Source organism: Pelomonas sp. Root1444 (assembly GCF_001426885.1).
In the GTDB taxonomy this organism is placed as follows: Bacteria; Pseudomonadota; Gammaproteobacteria; order Burkholderiales; family Burkholderiaceae_C; genus Pelomonas.
In genome coordinates, this window is the sequence record NZ_LMFP01000008.1 from 48,409 (window position 1) to 63,869 (window position 15,461).

The 15,461-nt window shown below is 71.1% G+C and carries 12 protein-coding genes; 5 read left to right on the forward strand and 7 right to left on the reverse strand.

Annotation, left to right across the window (positions count from 1 at the left end; genetic code table 11):
* The first annotated feature begins 4 nt into the window (after window positions 1–4).
* Together ASD35_RS09980 and ASD35_RS09985 are read left to right on the forward strand one after the other, a co-directional pair.
* Window positions 5–1,336, forward strand: a complete 1,332-nt coding sequence (locus tag ASD35_RS09980) for a GH1 family beta-glucosidase (protein WP_056874784.1) — start codon at window positions 5–7, stop codon at window positions 1,334–1,336.
* Window positions 1,337–1,371: 35 nt separating this feature from the next.
* Window positions 1,372–2,259 (forward strand): family 16 glycosylhydrolase, encoded by an 888-nt coding sequence (locus tag ASD35_RS09985; RefSeq protein WP_056874785.1) that lies wholly within the window; start codon window positions 1,372–1,374, stop codon window positions 2,257–2,259.
* Here ASD35_RS09985 and ASD35_RS09990 read toward each other — a convergent pair whose 3' ends face one another.
* A complete protein-coding gene (locus tag ASD35_RS09990; protein ID WP_056874786.1) occupies window positions 2,260–3,795 on the reverse strand; it encodes an amidase in 1,536 nt (511 codons plus the stop codon).
* Between the two features lie 139 nt (window positions 3,796–3,934).
* Between ASD35_RS09990 and ASD35_RS09995 the strand changes: the two genes are divergently transcribed.
* Entirely contained in the window at window positions 3,935–4,714 is a 780-nt protein-coding gene (locus ASD35_RS09995; RefSeq protein ID WP_200956031.1) for an ABC transporter substrate-binding protein, read from the forward strand.
* Here the strand turns inward: ASD35_RS09995 and ASD35_RS10000 are convergent.
* The 4 genes from ASD35_RS10000 to ASD35_RS10015 form a co-directional block, all read right to left on the reverse strand.
* Window positions 4,692–5,777: a hypothetical protein gene (locus ASD35_RS10000; RefSeq protein ID WP_056874788.1), complete on the reverse strand. Its 1,086-nt coding sequence runs from the start codon at window positions 5,775–5,777 to the stop codon at window positions 4,692–4,694. The genes ASD35_RS09995 and ASD35_RS10000 overlap by 23 nt on opposite strands.
* Window positions 5,778–5,858: 81 nt before the next feature.
* Window positions 5,859–7,127, reverse strand: coding sequence for a hypothetical protein (locus ASD35_RS10005; protein ID WP_056874789.1), 1,269 nt, complete (start codon window positions 7,125–7,127; stop codon window positions 5,859–5,861).
* A gap of 109 nt (window positions 7,128–7,236) precedes the next feature.
* Window positions 7,237–8,298: an ABC transporter ATP-binding protein gene (locus ASD35_RS10010; protein WP_056874790.1), complete on the reverse strand. Its 1,062-nt coding sequence runs from the start codon at window positions 8,296–8,298 to the stop codon at window positions 7,237–7,239.
* Window positions 8,295–9,536, reverse strand: coding sequence for an ABC transporter substrate-binding protein (locus ASD35_RS10015; protein WP_056874791.1), 1,242 nt, complete (start codon window positions 9,534–9,536; stop codon window positions 8,295–8,297). Before ASD35_RS10015 ends, ASD35_RS10010 begins: the two co-directional genes overlap by 4 nt.
* Window positions 9,537–9,613: 77 nt before the next feature.
* Here ASD35_RS10015 and ASD35_RS10020 point away from each other — a divergent pair, with 77 nt between their 5' ends.
* Entirely contained in the window at window positions 9,614–10,276 is a 663-nt protein-coding gene (locus tag ASD35_RS10020; protein WP_056874792.1) for a response regulator transcription factor, read from the forward strand.
* Window positions 10,273–11,664 carry a sensor histidine kinase gene (locus tag ASD35_RS10025; RefSeq protein WP_056874793.1) on the forward strand — a complete coding sequence of 464 codons (1,392 nt, stop codon included), beginning with the start codon at window positions 10,273–10,275 and terminating at the stop codon, window positions 11,662–11,664. The genes ASD35_RS10020 and ASD35_RS10025 overlap by 4 nt, the downstream gene beginning before the upstream one ends.
* Window positions 11,665–11,728: 64 nt before the next feature.
* Here ASD35_RS10025 and ASD35_RS10030 read toward each other — a convergent pair whose 3' ends face one another.
* Window positions 11,729–13,357, reverse strand: a complete 1,629-nt coding sequence (locus ASD35_RS10030; protein ID WP_056874794.1) for an alkaline phosphatase D family protein — start codon at window positions 13,355–13,357, stop codon at window positions 11,729–11,731.
* A gap of 99 nt (window positions 13,358–13,456) precedes the next feature.
* Window positions 13,457–15,370: a hypothetical protein gene (locus tag ASD35_RS10035; RefSeq protein WP_056874795.1), complete on the reverse strand. Its 1,914-nt coding sequence runs from the start codon at window positions 15,368–15,370 to the stop codon at window positions 13,457–13,459.
* Window positions 15,371–15,461: the final 91 nt, after the last annotated feature.

Consider the following 15,461-nt stretch of genomic DNA (forward strand, 5'->3'; position numbering starts at 1 on the left):
GTCCATGAATCCTCTGCATCGTCAGTTCCCGCCCGACTTCGTCTGGGGCGTCGCCACCAGCAGCTTCCAGATCGAAGGCGCCGCCCATGAAGACGGCAAGGGCGAATCCATCTGGGACCGCTTCTGCCAACAGCCTGGCGCCATTGCCGACGCCAGCAACGGCGACGTGGCCTGCGACCACTACCACCGCCTCGACGAAGACCTCGACCTGATCGCCGCGCTGGGCGTCAACTGCTACCGCTTCTCCATCGCCTGGCCGCGCGTGCAGCCGCTGGGCCATGGCGACTTCAATCCCAAGGGCCTGGACTTCTACGAGCGCCTGGTGGACGGCCTGAAGCGACGCGGCATCCAGGCCTTCGCGACGCTGAACCACTGGGACCTGCCGCAAGGCCTGCAGGACCGTGGCGGCTGGAACGACCGCGACACGGTGCACCGCTTCGTCGACTACGCCCGCCACGTGCAGGCCCGCATCGGCGACCGGCTGGACGGCCTCACCACGCACAACGAGCCCTGGGTGGTCGCCGTGCTGGGCCATGAGCAGGGTAATTTCGCACCGGGCATCAAGAGCCGCCGGATCGCGGCGCAGGTGTCGCACCACCTGCTGCTCAGCCACGGCCTGGCCTTGCAGGCGCTGCGTGCCGATGGGGCCAGGAGCCTCCTCGGCATCGTGCTCAATCTGTCGTCCTGCATGCCCGCCACCGCCATGCCCGCGGACATCGCCGCCGCCCGGCTGGCCGACTCGCGCGGCCGCCGCTGGTACACCGACCCGCTTTTCAAGGGGCACTACCCCGACGACGTGCTGGCCGAACTCGGCGCCGACGCACCGGTCGTGCAGCCCGGCGACATGGCGGCCATCGCCCAGCCGATGGACTACCTCGGCGTCAACTACTACACCCGCAGCGTCCTCTCCGCCAGCGGCGAGGACTGGAAGGCCGGCGAGCGTGGCCTGCCGGTCTCCGACATGGGCTGGGAAATCTACCCCCAGGGCCTGACCGACCTGCTCGTGCTGCTGCACCGCGACTACCCCGACCTGCCGCCCGTCTACGTGACCGAGAACGGCGGCGCCTTCAAGGACGACGCCGTCGCCAACGGCCGCGTGCAGGACGACGACCGCACCGCCTACCTGCGCGACCACATCGCCGCCGTCGCCAACGCCATGCAGCAGGGCGTGCCGATGGCCGGCTACATGGTGTGGAGCCTGATGGACAACTTCGAATGGGCCAGCGGCTACCTGAAGCGCTTCGGCATCGTGCATGTCGACTACGCCACCCAGGCGCGCACGCCCAAGGCCAGCGCCGAGTGGTATCGGCAGTTTCTGCAAGACTGGCGCCGTTGAGCGCCCTGACAACACAACGACACCGGAGACCCCACATGCCCCGCACCACCCGCGCCGCCAACCCCTGGCGCATCGTCCTGCCCGTCGCCGCCGCCGTACTGACTGCCTGCGGCGGCGGTGGCAGTTCCGCCACGGCCGCGCCCGCCCCGGCGCCGGCGCCGTCCAACAGCTGGAGCCTGGTCTGGAGCGACGAGTTCGACGGCGCCGCCGGCACCGTGCCCAAGGCCGCCCACTGGAACTACGACCTCGGCAACGCCGAGAAGGACGGCTGGGGCAACCACGAGTTCCAGTACTACACCGCCAACGCGCGCAACGCGCAGCATGACGGCGCCGGCATGCTGGTCATCACCGCCGAGAAGGCCACCAACCCCGGCCCCTGCTGGAACGGCAAGCCCTGTGACTACACCTCGGCCCGCATCCAGACCAGCGGCAAGGTGAGCTTCACCTACGGCAAGGTCGAGGCGCGCATGAAGCTGCCGTCGGGGCAGGGCATCTGGCCGGCGTTCTGGAGCCTGGGTGCCGACATCGCCACCAACCCATGGCCGGCGTCGGGCGAGATCGACATCATGGAGTTCATCGGCAAGACGCCCAACGTCACCTACGGCACGCTGCACGGCCCCGGCTACTCGGGCGCCCAGGGCATCGGCAAGCCGCGCGATTTCGGCGTGCCGGTGGCCAACGACTTCCACACCTACACCATCATCAAGCGGCCGGGCGAGATCATCTGGCAGGTCGACGGCGTCGAGTACCACCGCCTCACGCCGGCCCAGCTGCCGGCCGGCGGCACCTGGGCCTTCGAGAAGCCCTTCTTCGTCATCCTGAACCTCGCCGTTGGCGGCGATTGGCCCGGCGCGCCGGACGCGACCACGCCGCTGCCCGCGCGGATGCTGGTGGACTGGGTGCGGATCTACAAGGAGAACTGATCAGGCGGCTTGCGCCGGCGCGAAGCGCGGCGCCCGCCGGGCTTGCGTGGCCTGCTCGAAGTCGTAGGCCATCGCCATCAGCTCGGCCTCGCTCCAGGCCGTGCCGACGAACGACAGGCCCACCGGCAACAGCCCCACATGGCCGGCCGGCACCGTCACATGCGGGTAGCCGGCCGCCGCCGCCGGCGACGTGAAGCCGTTGTCCGGCCGCTGCCGGCGCGCCGGGTCGCTGGGCCAGCCGGGGATGCTGGTGGTGCCGACCAGCGCGTCCAGCCTTTCCTTCTGCAGGACGGCATCCATGCCTTCGGTGGCCGCATAGCGCCGCAGCGTGGCGCGTGCCCGCTGCACCGCGTCGGCGGACATCAGCGCGCGCGATTCGATCGCCTCCAGCACTTCCTGCCCGAAATGCGCCATCTCGCGCGCGGCGTGGGCCTTGTTGAAGGCGATCACGTCGGCGAGGTTGCGGATGGGCGGCTCGACGGGGTACTCGGCCAGCCAGGCCGCGAGGTTGGCCTTCAGGCCATGCACCATCAGCTGCATGCCGCTGTCGCCGTAGCGGTCGCGGTTGGGGATGCGCACCTCCACCAGCGTCGCACCGCGCGACCGCAGCACTTCCAGCGCCTGGGCGAACACGGCGCGCGTGGCGGCGTCGCGCACGAGGTACTCGGTGGCGACGCCCAGCCGCTTGCCGCGCAGCGAGCCGCTGCGAAGCTGCGCCGCCACCGGCCGTGCCTCGGGGGCGCTGGCCATCGCGTCCAGCAGCAGGGCGGCGTCGTGCACCGAGCGGGCCAGCGGGCCGGCTGCGTCCTGCGCATCGCTGATCGTCAGCACGCCGGCCAGGCTGGACCAGCCCACCGTCGGCTTGACGCCGACCAGGCCGCAGATCGATGCGGGGCAGACGATGGAGCCGTCGGTCTCGGTGCCGATCGCCAGCGGCACCAGGCCGGCCGCGACCGCGGCGGCTGAGCCCGAGCTTGAACCGCCGCAGACACGGTCCAGCGCATGCGGGTTGCGCGTCAGCCCGCCCTTGCCGCTCCAGCCGGCGATCGAGTTGAACGAGCGGGCGTTGCACCATTCGCTGAGGTTGCTCTTGCCCAGGATGACCGCGCCCGCGGCGCGCAGGCGCTGCACCAGCGCGGCGTCGCGGCTGCAACGCACGCCGTCCAGCGCCAGCGACCCGACGGTCGTCGGCATGGTGTCGCCCGTGGCGATGTTGTCCTTCAGCACGACAGGGATGCCGTGCAGCGGGCCCAGCGGTTCGCCGCGGCGCCGCTTGCCGTCCAGCGCCGCCGCGATGGCGCCGGCCTCCGGGTTGACCGTGAGCACGGCGCGCAGCATGGGGCCGGCCTGGTCGATCGCCTTGATGCGATCCAGGCAGGCGGCGGTGAGCGTCGCCGCGTCCAGCGATCCATCGGCGATCTGGCTGCACAACTGCGCAACGCTGGCCTGCTGCGGGTCAGGCGCCGCGGCGCGCGACGGCGCGGCCGTGTGGGCGCACGCCGCCACCGCCATCTGGATGAAGTCACGCCGCTCCATGCCGCCCCTTCGCTGTTGATCGGCGCCAAGAATGCCAGATCGGCGTTCCCGGGCCCTGGCGCACCCCTGCCGTTGTGCCGCGACGGCGCGTACGATGGGCTGGAGTCGTCATTCCCACCGTTCCTGTGAGGAGCGCGTCATGGCCGCCGTCAGTCAGCCGATCCGAATGCTTTGCGGGGCCCTGGCTGCCGTCATGTTCGGTGGCAGCGCATACGGCTCATCCTCGCCCGACACGGCGCCGCTGACGCTGCGCCTGGCCCGGCTTGAAGGCGTGCCCGACCAACGCATCGGCGGCGAGATCCTCAAGGTGGCCTATGCCCGGCTGGGCATCCAGGTGCAATTCGTCCCCGTGCCGGCACTGCGCTCGCTGCTGGAGTCCAGCGAGGGGCGGGTCGACGGCGAAGTGCAGCGCATCCTGCTCGTCGAAACCCAGTACCCGACGTTGATCGCGCTCAGGCCGTCCATCAACTTCATCGAGCCGTCCGCCTTCGTCAAGCGGCTGGATTTCAAGGTGCAAGGCTGGCCCTCCGTCGCGCCCTATCGGGTCGGGATCGTGCGGGGCGTCGGCTCGTCCGAAGCCGGCACGCGCGGGATGCGCCGGGTGACGGCGGTGGCCTCCATGGAAGCGCTCATGCGCATGGTCGCCGCCGAGCGTGTCGACGTGGCGGTGAATGACCGCCTCAGCGGGGCACTCGTGCTTCAACAACTGGGGCTGGAAAGCGAGGTGCGCCCTCTGGACCCCCCGCTGCAGCGCGTGGCGCTGTACCACTTCCTGCACGTGAAGCACCAGGACCTGGTGCCGCGCGTCGAGGAGGTGCTGCGCGGCATGGCGGCCAGCGGCGAGCTGGAGCAGCTCCGCGCCCGCGCGGTGCGGGACTTGTTGGAGCAGTACGGGGTCAGGCCTTTGACGCCGAACTGACCCCCGCCGCGCGGCTGATGCGCCGCCGCGCCGCGAGCGCCAGCAGCCCGCCGGCCCACAGCACCACGCTGGCCGGCTCGGGCACCGGCAGCAGCCCGCCGGGGCCGTAGGCCGTGCCGGAGGCGGACAGCACCGAGAAGTCGGTGATCGCCGTGCCGCCGGCGCGCGCGCTGATGCCGGTCAGCAGCGCGCTGCTCATGAACTCCGACGTCAGCGAGCTGCCGTAGCAGCAGGGCGAGACCGACGTCAGCAGGGCCGCTTCCACCTCGAAGGGCTCGCCCCAGCGGATGCCGAAGTTGGCGGTGCTGAGCACCTCGGCCGAGCCCTGGAAGCTGCCCGGTGCCAGCACGAAGCCGCCGGGCAGGCCAGTGCCGCCGCCGCGCAGGTAGGGCGTGCCGTCGTTGACGACCGTGCCCATGAACGAGAACCACGGCCCGTACGCGGCATTGCCCACGCCGTTGCCCACGCGTATGCCCAGGCCGATGTCGCCCTGCTGCGAGTAGGGCGCATTGGGCAGGCTCTTCAGCATGCCGTCGATGAGGAAGGCGAAGTCCACCGAGCCGGCGGTGCCGGTGGCGACACCGGGGTTCGTGAGCGTCAGCGTGTCCTGGAAGCGCGCGAACCCGGCCGTCTGGCGGTAGGTGAACGACGTGGACGCGCCGGTCATCGTACCGCTGGCGGCCACGCCCAGGCGGCCGTAGTCCGCCCGCGCGCGGGCCTCGCCGACGAAGCTGCCGCCGCCGACCGGCGCGTTCACGCTCTGCAGGGCGGCCAGCGGGCCGGACGCGGCGGTCTTGTCCTCGATGCCGCCGCCCAGGCTGCAGGCCGCGAAGCCTTCGGTGGGGATGGCGACGCCGGCGAACCAGCCGCGGCCGATGGTGGGCCCGCTGGTGGCGCAGGCGAAGATGCCGCCCGTGCCCGAGGCGATGCCGCCCACGGCGCCGGCATAGGCCTGCAGTTCCGCGGCCGCGGCGGGCGGGCTGGCCGCCGCGAGGGCACAGAGCCAGAACGCGCAAGCGGTGACACGCGCGTTGGCGCGGGAACGTTGGACGGGGCTGCGCATCGGGGTTCTCCAAGCCGGTGGACCGGCGGCCGATCCTAGGAGCCGGCCCGGCCGGCCGTCACCCCTAAGACGGCCGGGCGTTCAGCGCTTGCCCGGCTTCACTCGCGACAACTCCTCGCCGCCGAAGTAGAGCGCGTCGCGGTCCGTCGTCGCCACGAACGGCAGGCGCTCCACGCGCCCGCTGTCGTAGCGCAGCTCCAGCGTGTAGCCGTCCAGGCGGTAGCTGCCCGAGCGGTCGGGCAGCGTGCTGGCGCGGCGGCGCGAGGAGCCGCCACCGGCGGTGCTGCTGCCGATGGTGGCCGCGCTGCTGTCGTCGTCGTGCGTCACGCTGCCCGCCACCGCGTCGGCGCCTGCGCCCATGCTGCCGACGACGTCGCCGCCCGAGCTGCGCGCAAAGCGGCCGTCGTGGCCGAACTGGATGTCGCGCCGCGAGCGCGCCACCGACCAGGCGGTGGAGTAGGCCGTGTGCACGGCCCAGGTGCCTTCCAGCTTCTCGTCGCGCCGCGCCGGCTGGCGGGCGGTGTCGGCACTCACCTTGTTGACGTGGCGGCTGCCGGTGCGCACCAGGTGGTACTGGCCACGTTCGCGCGTCCAGCGACCCCAGGTGTCGCCCTCGGCGCGCCGTGCGGCGGCGGCGTCGAAGTCCTCCAGCGCCACCGGGGGCAGGCCCTTGCGGTAGCTGCCGTCCTTCAGCAGCAGGTGGTAGTAGGTGCGGACCTGCATGGTCATGCCGCTCCGCTCGTCGCGCCATTCGCGCAGCACGGCCTCGATCTCGCCGGTCTTCAGGCCCTGGCCCTTGGGCGTCACGTGGGCATAGGGGGCGTCGTCGGCGGCGCGCGCGGCTGGCTTGGCGTGCGCGGTGGGCGCGGGCGGCGCAACGGCGGCGCTCTGGCCGACGCAGGCGGGCTCGAGGACGCTGGCCATCTCGGGCACCGCCTGCTTCAGGTAGCCGGCGTCCGCCGACAGCACCGCCTCGGCGAACACCAGCCCGCCCTGGGGGCGCTGGCAGGCCATGCGCACCAGATGCACGGCCCGGCCGCGCGCGTCCACGCCTTCGCCGTTGGCCAGCACCAGCATCGGGCTGGCCTGCCGCGCCGGCTTGAAGCTGCTGCGGTAGCCGGGCAGCGGTGCCAGCCGGCGCGCCTCGAACCACGCCATCAGCGGCTGGGCACCGGCTTCGGCCGGGTAGATGCGCAGCTCGGCCTGCTGGCTGCCGCGGCTGTGGCGGTAGACGTGGACGCCGCTGCCGTCGGCGGGCTCGGCCGTCCAGCCCGCGGGCAGCGCGGCAGCGGTGAAGCAGGTAAGGGCCGCGAGGGCGGCCGTGCAGGAACAGCGGGCAGGCGACGACATGGACTCCGGTACTGCTGACGCCGCGGTTGAGCGGCGCGGGCAGCCTAGCGAGGCCCGGCGGCCGAAAACATCCCCAAGGCGTCGGCGGGCCGTGCGCGCGGCCGCCCGCTCAAACGTCGATGCGCTCCCCGGCCGCATCGAACCACAGCGTCTTCGCGGCATCGAAGCCGAAGCTCACGCTGGCGCCGTCGGCCACCTCCGGCTGGCCCGGCAGCACGGCCGAGACGGTGGTCCCGGCGCAGTTCATCCACACGACATGCTGGTTGCCCAGCGGTTCGACGAGCTGGATTTCCGCCGCAAAGGGCTGGTCGGCGCCCAGCCGCACGTTCTCCGGTCGAACCGCCAGCGTCAGCACCTCGCCCTGCGGGCGCGTGGCCAGCGCGGCGGGCAGCGGCAGCGACAGGCCCGGCGACACGAAGCGGCCGCCTTCGCCCACCTGGCCCTCGATGCGGTTGATGGCCGGCGAGCCGACGAAGCCCGCCACGCGCAGGTTGTGCGGCTTCTCGTAGACCTCGGCCGGCGTGCCGATCTGCTGGATGACGCCCTGGTGCATGACGACGATGCGCGTGGCCAGCGTCATCGCCTCGACCTGGTCGTGGGTCACGTAGATCATCGTGTTGCCCAGCCGCGCGTGCAGCAGCTTGAGCTCGCGGCGCAGGTCGGTGCGCAGCTTGGCGTCGAGGTTGGACAGCGGCTCGTCCAGCAGCAGCACCTTGGCCTCGCGCACGACGGCGCGGCCGATGGCCACGCGCTGGCGCTGGCCGCCGGAGAGCTGGCCCGGGCGGCGCTCCAGCAGCGGCTGCAGCTGCAGCATGTCGGCCGCGGCCGCCACGCGCTTTTCCAGCTCGGCCTTGGGCGTCCTGGCCATCTTCAGCGGGAAGGCGAGGTTCTCCTTCACCGTCATCGTCGGGTACAGCGCATAGCTCTGGAACACCATGCCCACGCCGCGCTGGCTGGGCTCGGCATGCGTCATGTCCTGCTCGCCGATGTGGATGCTGCCGCCGCTGACGGGGTTCAGGCCCGCGATGGTGTGCAGCAGCGTGGACTTGCCGCAGCCCGACGGCCCCAGCAGCACGAGGAACTCGCCGCTGTGGACGTCGAGGTCGAGGCCCTTGATGACGTCGTGGGTGCCGAAGCGGATGCTGAGGTCCTGGATGTGAACGCGGGTCAAGGTGGTCTCCGAGGGTTGTCTGTGTTCTGCAGGATCTGCGCGATCGCCTGCTGCGCCGTCTGCACGGGAATGTCGCGGTTCCAGTAGTCGCTGACGGCAAGTTCCAGCGCCCGCAGCGACTCGGGCGCCAGCAGCATCTCGGTGTTGCCCACCAGGCGGCCGGCATCGCGGAGCGCAGCGGCACCGAGCTGGGCGCAGGCGTCGAGCGTGCGGGTGTCGAGGTCGGTGCGCGCCGGCACCGAGCCCTTGCGCGCGCTGAAGGCCAGCTGCGTGGCCGGCGCGGTGGCCACGCGTGCGAGCAGCTGCTGCGCGGCGCGTGCGCTGCCGTCCTTGTCCTTGGGGAACACCAGCACGTCGCCGTCGACGATGTAGGGCGCGCGCGGCGACAGGCCCGGCGTGCAGCCGAAGTCGCGGCCCGGCTGCTGGCCGGCGGCGGTGAACTCGCCCTTGACCCAATCGCCCATGAACTGCAGGCCGGCGCGCCCGCTGATGAGCAGCGCGGTGCTGTCGTTCCAGCTGCGGCCCGGCGAGGCGGCGTCGACATAACGGCGCAACTTCTTGTAGGTGGCGAGCACCTGGCGTAGCGCGTCGCCGTGCAGCGCCGCGGCGTCGCGGTCGCGCAGCACGGCCAGGTACAGCTCGCGCCCGCCCTGGTTGGCGAGGATGGCGGCGAAGAGGTTGAGGTCCTGCCAGGGCTGGCCCCCATGGGCCAGCGGGATCAGCCCCGCGGCCTGCAGCCTGTCGAGCGCAGTGAAGAGCTCGTCGATGCTGCGTGGCTCCTGCTTCACGCCGGCCTTGGCCAGCGCGGCCTTGGAGCTCCACAGCCAGGCCGGCATGTGGATGCTCAGCGGCGCGGCGTAGAGGTGGCCGTCCACGCGCACGGCGTCCAGCAGCGTGGCGGGCAGCGTCTCGGCCCAGCGCGCTTGCGCGGCGACGTCGTCCAGCGCGTTCAGCCGGCCCTCGCGCGCGAGCTGTCGAAAAGGCTGCGACGGGTTGAACTGCGCCGCCATCGGCGGGTTGCCGGCCTGGATGCGCGCCAGCACGACGGCGCGCGCCTGCTCGGAGGCGACGACGGCCAGGTCGCGCCACCGGCCGCCCGCGGCGCGGTAGGCGTCAGCCAGCGCATGCATGGCGGCGGCCTCGCCGGGGGACGTCCACCAATGCACGACGTCCGCCTGCGGCGCCGCCAGGGCGGCAGTGGGCAGCAAGCCCAGGGCAAGGACGCAGGCGCGGAGCATCCGGCATCATTACCGGCAATTAATAAACTTAATATCGTATTAACCATGAGGGCCGGCCCGGCTACATTGCTGGCCTCATGAACCTGCTGCTCGCCGAAGACGACGCCCTGCTGGCCGATGCGCTGCAGCAGCAACTGCTTAACGCCTCGTTCAAGGTCGAACGGGCCGAGAACGGCGCCGTGGCCGAGTACCTGTTGCGCAAGCAGGACTTCGACATCGCCATCCTCGACCTGGGCCTGCCCATGGTGGACGGCCTGACCGTGCTCAAGCGCGTGCGCGAGGCCGGCCGCACGCTGCCCATCCTCGTGCTGACCGCGCTGGATGCGCTGGAGCACCGCGTGGCCGGCCTGCAGGCCGGTGCCGACGACTACCTGACCAAGCCCTTCGACTTCCCCGAACTCGAGGCGCGCCTGCAGGCGCTGCTGCGCCGCGGCCGCCCCGCGTCGCAGACCCAGCAACTGCGCCGCCTGACGCTGGACCGCGCCGCGCGCCGCGCCAGCGTCGGCGGCGAGCCGCTGGAGCTGAGCCCGCGCGAATGGACGCTGCTGGACCTGCTGCTGGCCGAGCGCGACCGCGTCGTCACCAAGCAGCAGATCGTGGCGGCCTGGGGCAGCGAGGACACGTCGGGCGGCTCCATCGAGGTCTACATCCACCGCCTGCGCAAGAAGCTCGAAGGCTCGGGCCTGGCCGTGCGCACCGTGCGCGGCCTGGGCTACCTGCTGGAAGCCACATCGGCGTGACGAACGCGGCCGGCCGCTCGCTGCACCGGCAACTGCTGCTATGGCTGCTGCTGCCCCAGGCCGTGCTGTGGGGCGTGGCGGCGTTCGGCGCCTACCGCCTGGCCAGCCGCCATGCCGACGAGCTGGTCGACGCCAGCCTGCTGCAGGCGGCCCGCGCGCTGGCGCGCCAGATCAAGCCCACCGCCAGCGGGTTGTTCGTCGACCTGCCGCGCTCGGCCCAGGACATCCTGGCTGCGGACCCCGAGGACCGCGTCATGTACATGGTCAGCTCGCCGCCGGGGCAGCTGCTGCTGGGCGATGCGCGCATGCCGGCACCGCCGCATGCAGGCGAGGCCGGCGAGCCGGTCTTCTTCGACGCGACGGTGCCCGAGCCGATGCGCGTCGTCTCGCTGGACCTGCGGTTGGCTGCCGCGGGCGCCGCCGAGTCGGCCCTGCGCGTGCAGGTCGCCCGCTCCAGCGCGCCGCGCGAGCAGCTGGCGCGCCGCATGCTGCTGGACACGGCACTGCCGCTGTCGCTGCTGATCGCCCTCATGAGCATGGGCGTGTGGGCCGGCATCCGCCGCGGGTTGAAGCCGCTGGCCGAACTGCAGCAGCAGATGGAAGGCCGCCGCGCCGACGCGCTGGACCCCGTGCAGCTGCAGGCCGCGCCGCCCGAGGTGCGGGCACTGGCCGGTGCCGTCAACGAACTGCTGGGCCAGGTGCAGCACAGCCTGGCCACGCAGCGCCGTTTCATCAGCGACGCGGCCCACCAGCTGCGCACGCCGCTGGCCGGGCTGAAGAGCCAGACCGAGCTGGCGCTGGCGGCCGTGGACGGCGTTGCCGACCCGGCACTGCGCCAGCGCCTGGTGCGCGTGCACGAGAGCGCCGTGCGCAGCGCCCGCCTGGTGTCGCAGCTGCTGGTGCTGGCCCGCGCCGAGCCGGACGCGGTGGCGGCGCAGGGCTGGGCGGCGGTGGACTGCGGCCGCCTGGTGCGCGAGGTGGCCGCCGAGTGGGTGCCACGCGCGCTGGCCGCCGGCTGCGACCTCGGCGTGGACATCGCCAAGGAAGGCTTGAGCGTGCAGGGCGTGGAGCTGCTGTTGCGCGAGGCGCTGGTCAACCTCATCGACAACGCGGTGCGCTATGCCGGCGCTGGCGCGACCCTCACCGTGAGGCTGCGCCGCGCCGGCGACGATGTGTGGATGGACGTGGAGGACAACGGCCCCGGCCTGGCGCCCGACCTGCGCGAGCGCGCCTTCGAGCGTTTCGTGCGCGGCGCCACGACGGGTGAAGGCTGCGGCCTGGGCCTGGCCATCGTGCGCGAGATCGCCGAGCGCCACGGTGGCAGCGCCGAACTCCTGCCCGCCGCGCCGCGGGGCTGTATCGCGCGATTGACGCTACCTGCCGCCTGAGTGGGGGTATGCGGCCAACGTCTGCGTGAGCGCCTTGCTGGCCGGTCCCGTTGAGGGCGAGGGTTCAGATCAAATCTTTGACATCCAGCCCGAATGCGAAACCGTTGCCCTCGTGCGCGAGCACCGCGTTGATCTGCGCGCCGTGCCCGGTCGGCTGCACCTGCACGATGCCGAAGTTGAACTGGTTGACCACGTCGCGCAAGGTCGAGGTGATGCCGGGCGCCACCGAGAACGACTCGTCGATGAAGGTGCCGACCAGCGGCTGGGTGTCGTCGATCTGGCTGATGCCGGACGACGTCAGCGACACCGCGCTGGCGTTCTGCAGCTGCGCCTTGAGGTCGAAGATGCAGCCGATATGGATGTCGCCCGAGAGGAAGACCAGCGCGCGCATCGACGCCGCGTTGCGATTGAGCTTCCGTGCCGCGAAGGCCTTCTGGATCAGCTCCTTCTGCTCGGGCCGCGCATAGCGATGCGACCACTGATCGCGCGCCTCGTCCAGGTTCGAGACCTGGAATGCGCCGATGTTGGGTTGCACACCCGTTCGGCTGGCGATCTTGCTGCTGAGGATCGCCTTCACCAGTTCGACCTTGGAGCTGCTCGACTCGGGGTGGAACAGTGCCTCTTCGTCGCCGCGCTTGAACGCTTCAACGTCGTCCGTGCGTTCGCCCATCAAGCGCTGGGTCTGGCCGTCCGGGTCTTGTGACGCGACCGGCGTGGGCGTCACGATCGCGAGCGCGTCGATGTCGTCCGGAAGGTTCGCGAACACCGCGTCGATGAACTGCCATTGACGCAGGCCGAGGATCGGCTTCTCTTTCGCGGGTCGGAACACGTCGCGCTCTCCCCGGCTGTCCAGCACCAGCACCAGCACGCGACCGCAGCGGAACACGTACGGCATGCCCAGCCGCTGGCCGTGCGGGACCGGCGATGCGATGTAGTTCGGAAAGGCCGGGTCGAGTTGCGCCGGGAAGAACGCGTCGCGGTGGTCGCCTGGCAGCGGGTTGCGGCAGCCCTGGAAATGCCAGTACACGTCGCGTGCGTCCTCGAAGAACGCGGTCGACTTGCGGAAGATCGCCGCGCCGCGGTTGAAGCGCGCCGCCATCGTTGGACTGTCGGACGCGAGCGATCCCCAGCCGTCGCGGATGTCGTGGTCATCCCAGACCATGTAGCAGGGGGTATTCGCCAACACACGGCGCACCGGCTCGCGCGACCAGTTGGCGCGGACCTTGTCAGCCATCGCGCGGCGCCGCGTCACCGGGTCGGAACCGAAGTGGCGTTCGAAGATGTCGGGCTCGTCCTCGTCCATGTAGACCTGGTCGCCCATCATGACGACGAACGAGGGCTTGGCATCCTCGACGTGGTCGGCGAAGCGGTCCCAGGCGCCGAGCTGTTCGGCGCCATTGCAGGAGATCACGCTGAACAAGAGGTTCGTCATCGAAGCGGCCGGCGGCATGGTGCGCACGGTGCCGCTCGCGCCCGGCACGAAGCGGCCGGCGCGGGTCACGCGATAGCGGTAGGCGATGTCAGGCTGCAGGCCGGTGACGAAAGCGATCGCGGTGCCGAACTCGACTGCGCCGAACTCGGTGCTCTGAAACGGAAACAGCCCGATGCCTTCAACCCGCAGCGCATAGCGCGACGGGTCGTCGCCGACCTGGATCCAGATGCGGGTGGACGTGTCGTCGGTGTGCCCGATCACCGGCCCCAGTTGCAGGCGGCGCGGGGCTCGACGGGTGACCATGAGCTTCGGTGTCTTCGTTTCGACGGTGGTCCGGCGGTGACCGGTCTGCCATCCGCCTCAGCGCTTGCCGCCGACCGCGCCGCTGCTGCTGCCCGTCAGGCCCTTGCCGATGGTGGCCAGCATCGCTGCGCTGTCCTGGCCGGTGACGCCCAGTTTGATCAACTCCGGCGGCGTGCCCTCGATCTTCTGGCTCTTGAACAGCGCACGCAGCCGCGCCACCTCGGTGTTCTGACGTTCCACCTCGGGCGCGTTCTGCAGCACGGTTGCGATGTCCGCCAGCTTGCTGGCGCCTGCCGCCTGCAGCATCTTCACTTGTGCGCCATCGAGCTGCAGCAGCTTCGCGGCCTCGCTGAGGCCGACGTTGCGTGCGTCGTCGGCCGGCAGCTTGCGGATCGCGTCGACGAAGATGCCCACCACCTTCGGGTCGTTCGCGACGAGTGGCGTTTCCTTCAAGCCGCTGCCGGGGTTGCCGAGCAGGCTGCTCACCTGCTTCTCGATCGTGTTCCAGCGCGTGATGGTTTCCAGCGCGCGGGTTCGCGTCGAGGTGGTCAGTGACGCTGACGCGCTGCGCACGCCGCCGATGTCGAACAGCCCCTGGTTCAGCGGCACGCGGAACAGCGGGCTGACGCTGGCGTTGCTGCCGCTGACGACGAACGCGCCATCCGCTTCGGGCCCGCTGGCGAAGCAGGTGCCGAGGAAGCGGTTCTCGCCGAACAGCACGCCGCGTTCGAGCGGTGAGCGCGCCAATTCGCGCTCGTACTCGTCTCGCAAGGTGTCGAGCCAGACCTCCAGCATGTGCTTGTAGTTGGCGCTGCCGCGCTGCGACGCCCCGGCCGACGCGCCCGGCGACACCACCGACGCGACCACCAGGCTTTCGCCCAGCCGCAGGCCCCAGAGCTGGACCACTGGGCGCTTGAAGGTCCCGCTGGTCAGGCCGCCAATGATGTCGATGTCGAGTTCTTCCAGCGGCGTGCCGGCCGGGAAAGTGCGGTTCAGGTAGTTCACCATGCGCGCGAACTGCAGCAGGGTGCCGTTGAAACGCTCGTCGTAGTTCAGCGGCCCGGGCAGGCTGTCGAGCAGGCAGACTCGGCGCAGCCGGGCGTTGATGCAGAAGTCCGTTCCCTTCGGCACGACGATCACCGCCGTGAATTCCTGGATGCCCTCGATGCCGCTGGAACGCCGGGCCAGCAGCTGCTGGAACCACAGGTTCGGGTCCGAGGGGTCGATCGAGAGCTGCTGCAGCGGCTGCGGCGAGAGTGAGAAGCTCAGATGCGGCGTCCCGACGTACTTCGTCGACAAGAGCGAAATGATGTTCTCCACCCGCGTCGTGTGGCTCAGCAGCTCTCGGCGTTCGTCCGAGGCCTGGCGCGAGGTCGTGTCGACGACCTGCGAGACCGCGCGGTCGCTCCCCACGTCGGTGGTGGTGTTGCGCACCGAGCCGCCCAGCGAGAACGGCCCGAGGCTCAGGCCCGCCGAGGCGCTGGCGGTGGTCGTGCTGGAATGGCTGCGCAGCGATTCGGCCATCTGTGAGCCGCTCTTGCCGATCGCGACGCCGTCCGATTCGCCTTCGTAGGCGTCGGCGCCGATCACGCCGGTCTGCAGCATGCGCCGGTTCAGCGGTGCGGCCGCATGGAAGTACGGGCGGATCGTGTCGGCGGGCGGCGTGCCGTCGACGTTCGGCCGCACCTTCAGGTCGAGCAGCAGGTGCATGCACGGAATGCCTTCGCCAAGAAAGCTTGCCGCCACCTTCGAAAGCTCGGCCGGGAACGACGCCGGCGACACCGACGCGGTGATCTTGACGAACACCAGCCGCTCGTCGGGGAAGGCGCCGGTCAGGTTCGCATCGTCGGGCTCGAAGAAGAACAGCGACATCGCGGTCTGCGCGGGCTCGCCAGTGACCAGCGGCTGCGTCGTCGACGCCAGCTTCCACGGGATCTCGATCGGCGGCAGTGCGGCTTCGGGCTCGGCCATGGTCAGGCTCCTTCGCGTCGGTGCCGCAGCGTTCGTTCCGATTGGTCCGGATCCGTAACGGCCCACGAAAGGTACGAGTGCGTGCCGCCCA

What these genes read in the sequence shown, in the direction of transcription:
- ASD35_RS09980 (WP_056874784.1), top strand. Translation starts at nt 5, where the DNA reads ATGAATCCTCTGCATCGTCAGTTCCCGCCCGACTTCGTCTGGGGCGTC.
- ASD35_RS09985 (WP_056874785.1), top strand. Translation starts at nt 1,372, where the DNA reads ATGCCCCGCACCACCCGCGCCGCCAACCCCTGGCGCATCGTCCTGCCC.
- ASD35_RS09990 (WP_056874786.1), bottom strand. Translation starts at nt 3,795, where the DNA reads ATGGAGCGGCGTGACTTCATCCAGATGGCGGTGGCGGCGTGCGCCCAC.
- ASD35_RS10020 (WP_056874792.1), top strand. Translation starts at nt 9,614, where the DNA reads ATGAACCTGCTGCTCGCCGAAGACGACGCCCTGCTGGCCGATGCGCTG.
- ASD35_RS10035 (WP_056874795.1), bottom strand. Translation starts at nt 15,370, where the DNA reads ATGGCCGAGCCCGAAGCCGCACTGCCGCCGATCGAGATCCCGTGGAAG.
- ASD35_RS10015 (WP_056874791.1), bottom strand. Translation starts at nt 9,536, where the DNA reads ATGCTCCGCGCCTGCGTCCTTGCCCTGGGCTTGCTGCCCACTGCCGCC.
- ASD35_RS10005 (WP_056874789.1), bottom strand. Translation starts at nt 7,127, where the DNA reads ATGTCGTCGCCTGCCCGCTGTTCCTGCACGGCCGCCCTCGCGGCCCTT.
- ASD35_RS09995 (WP_200956031.1), top strand. Translation starts at nt 3,935, where the DNA reads ATGGCCGCCGTCAGTCAGCCGATCCGAATGCTTTGCGGGGCCCTGGCT.
- ASD35_RS10000 (WP_056874788.1), bottom strand. Translation starts at nt 5,777, where the DNA reads ATGCGCAGCCCCGTCCAACGTTCCCGCGCCAACGCGCGTGTCACCGCT.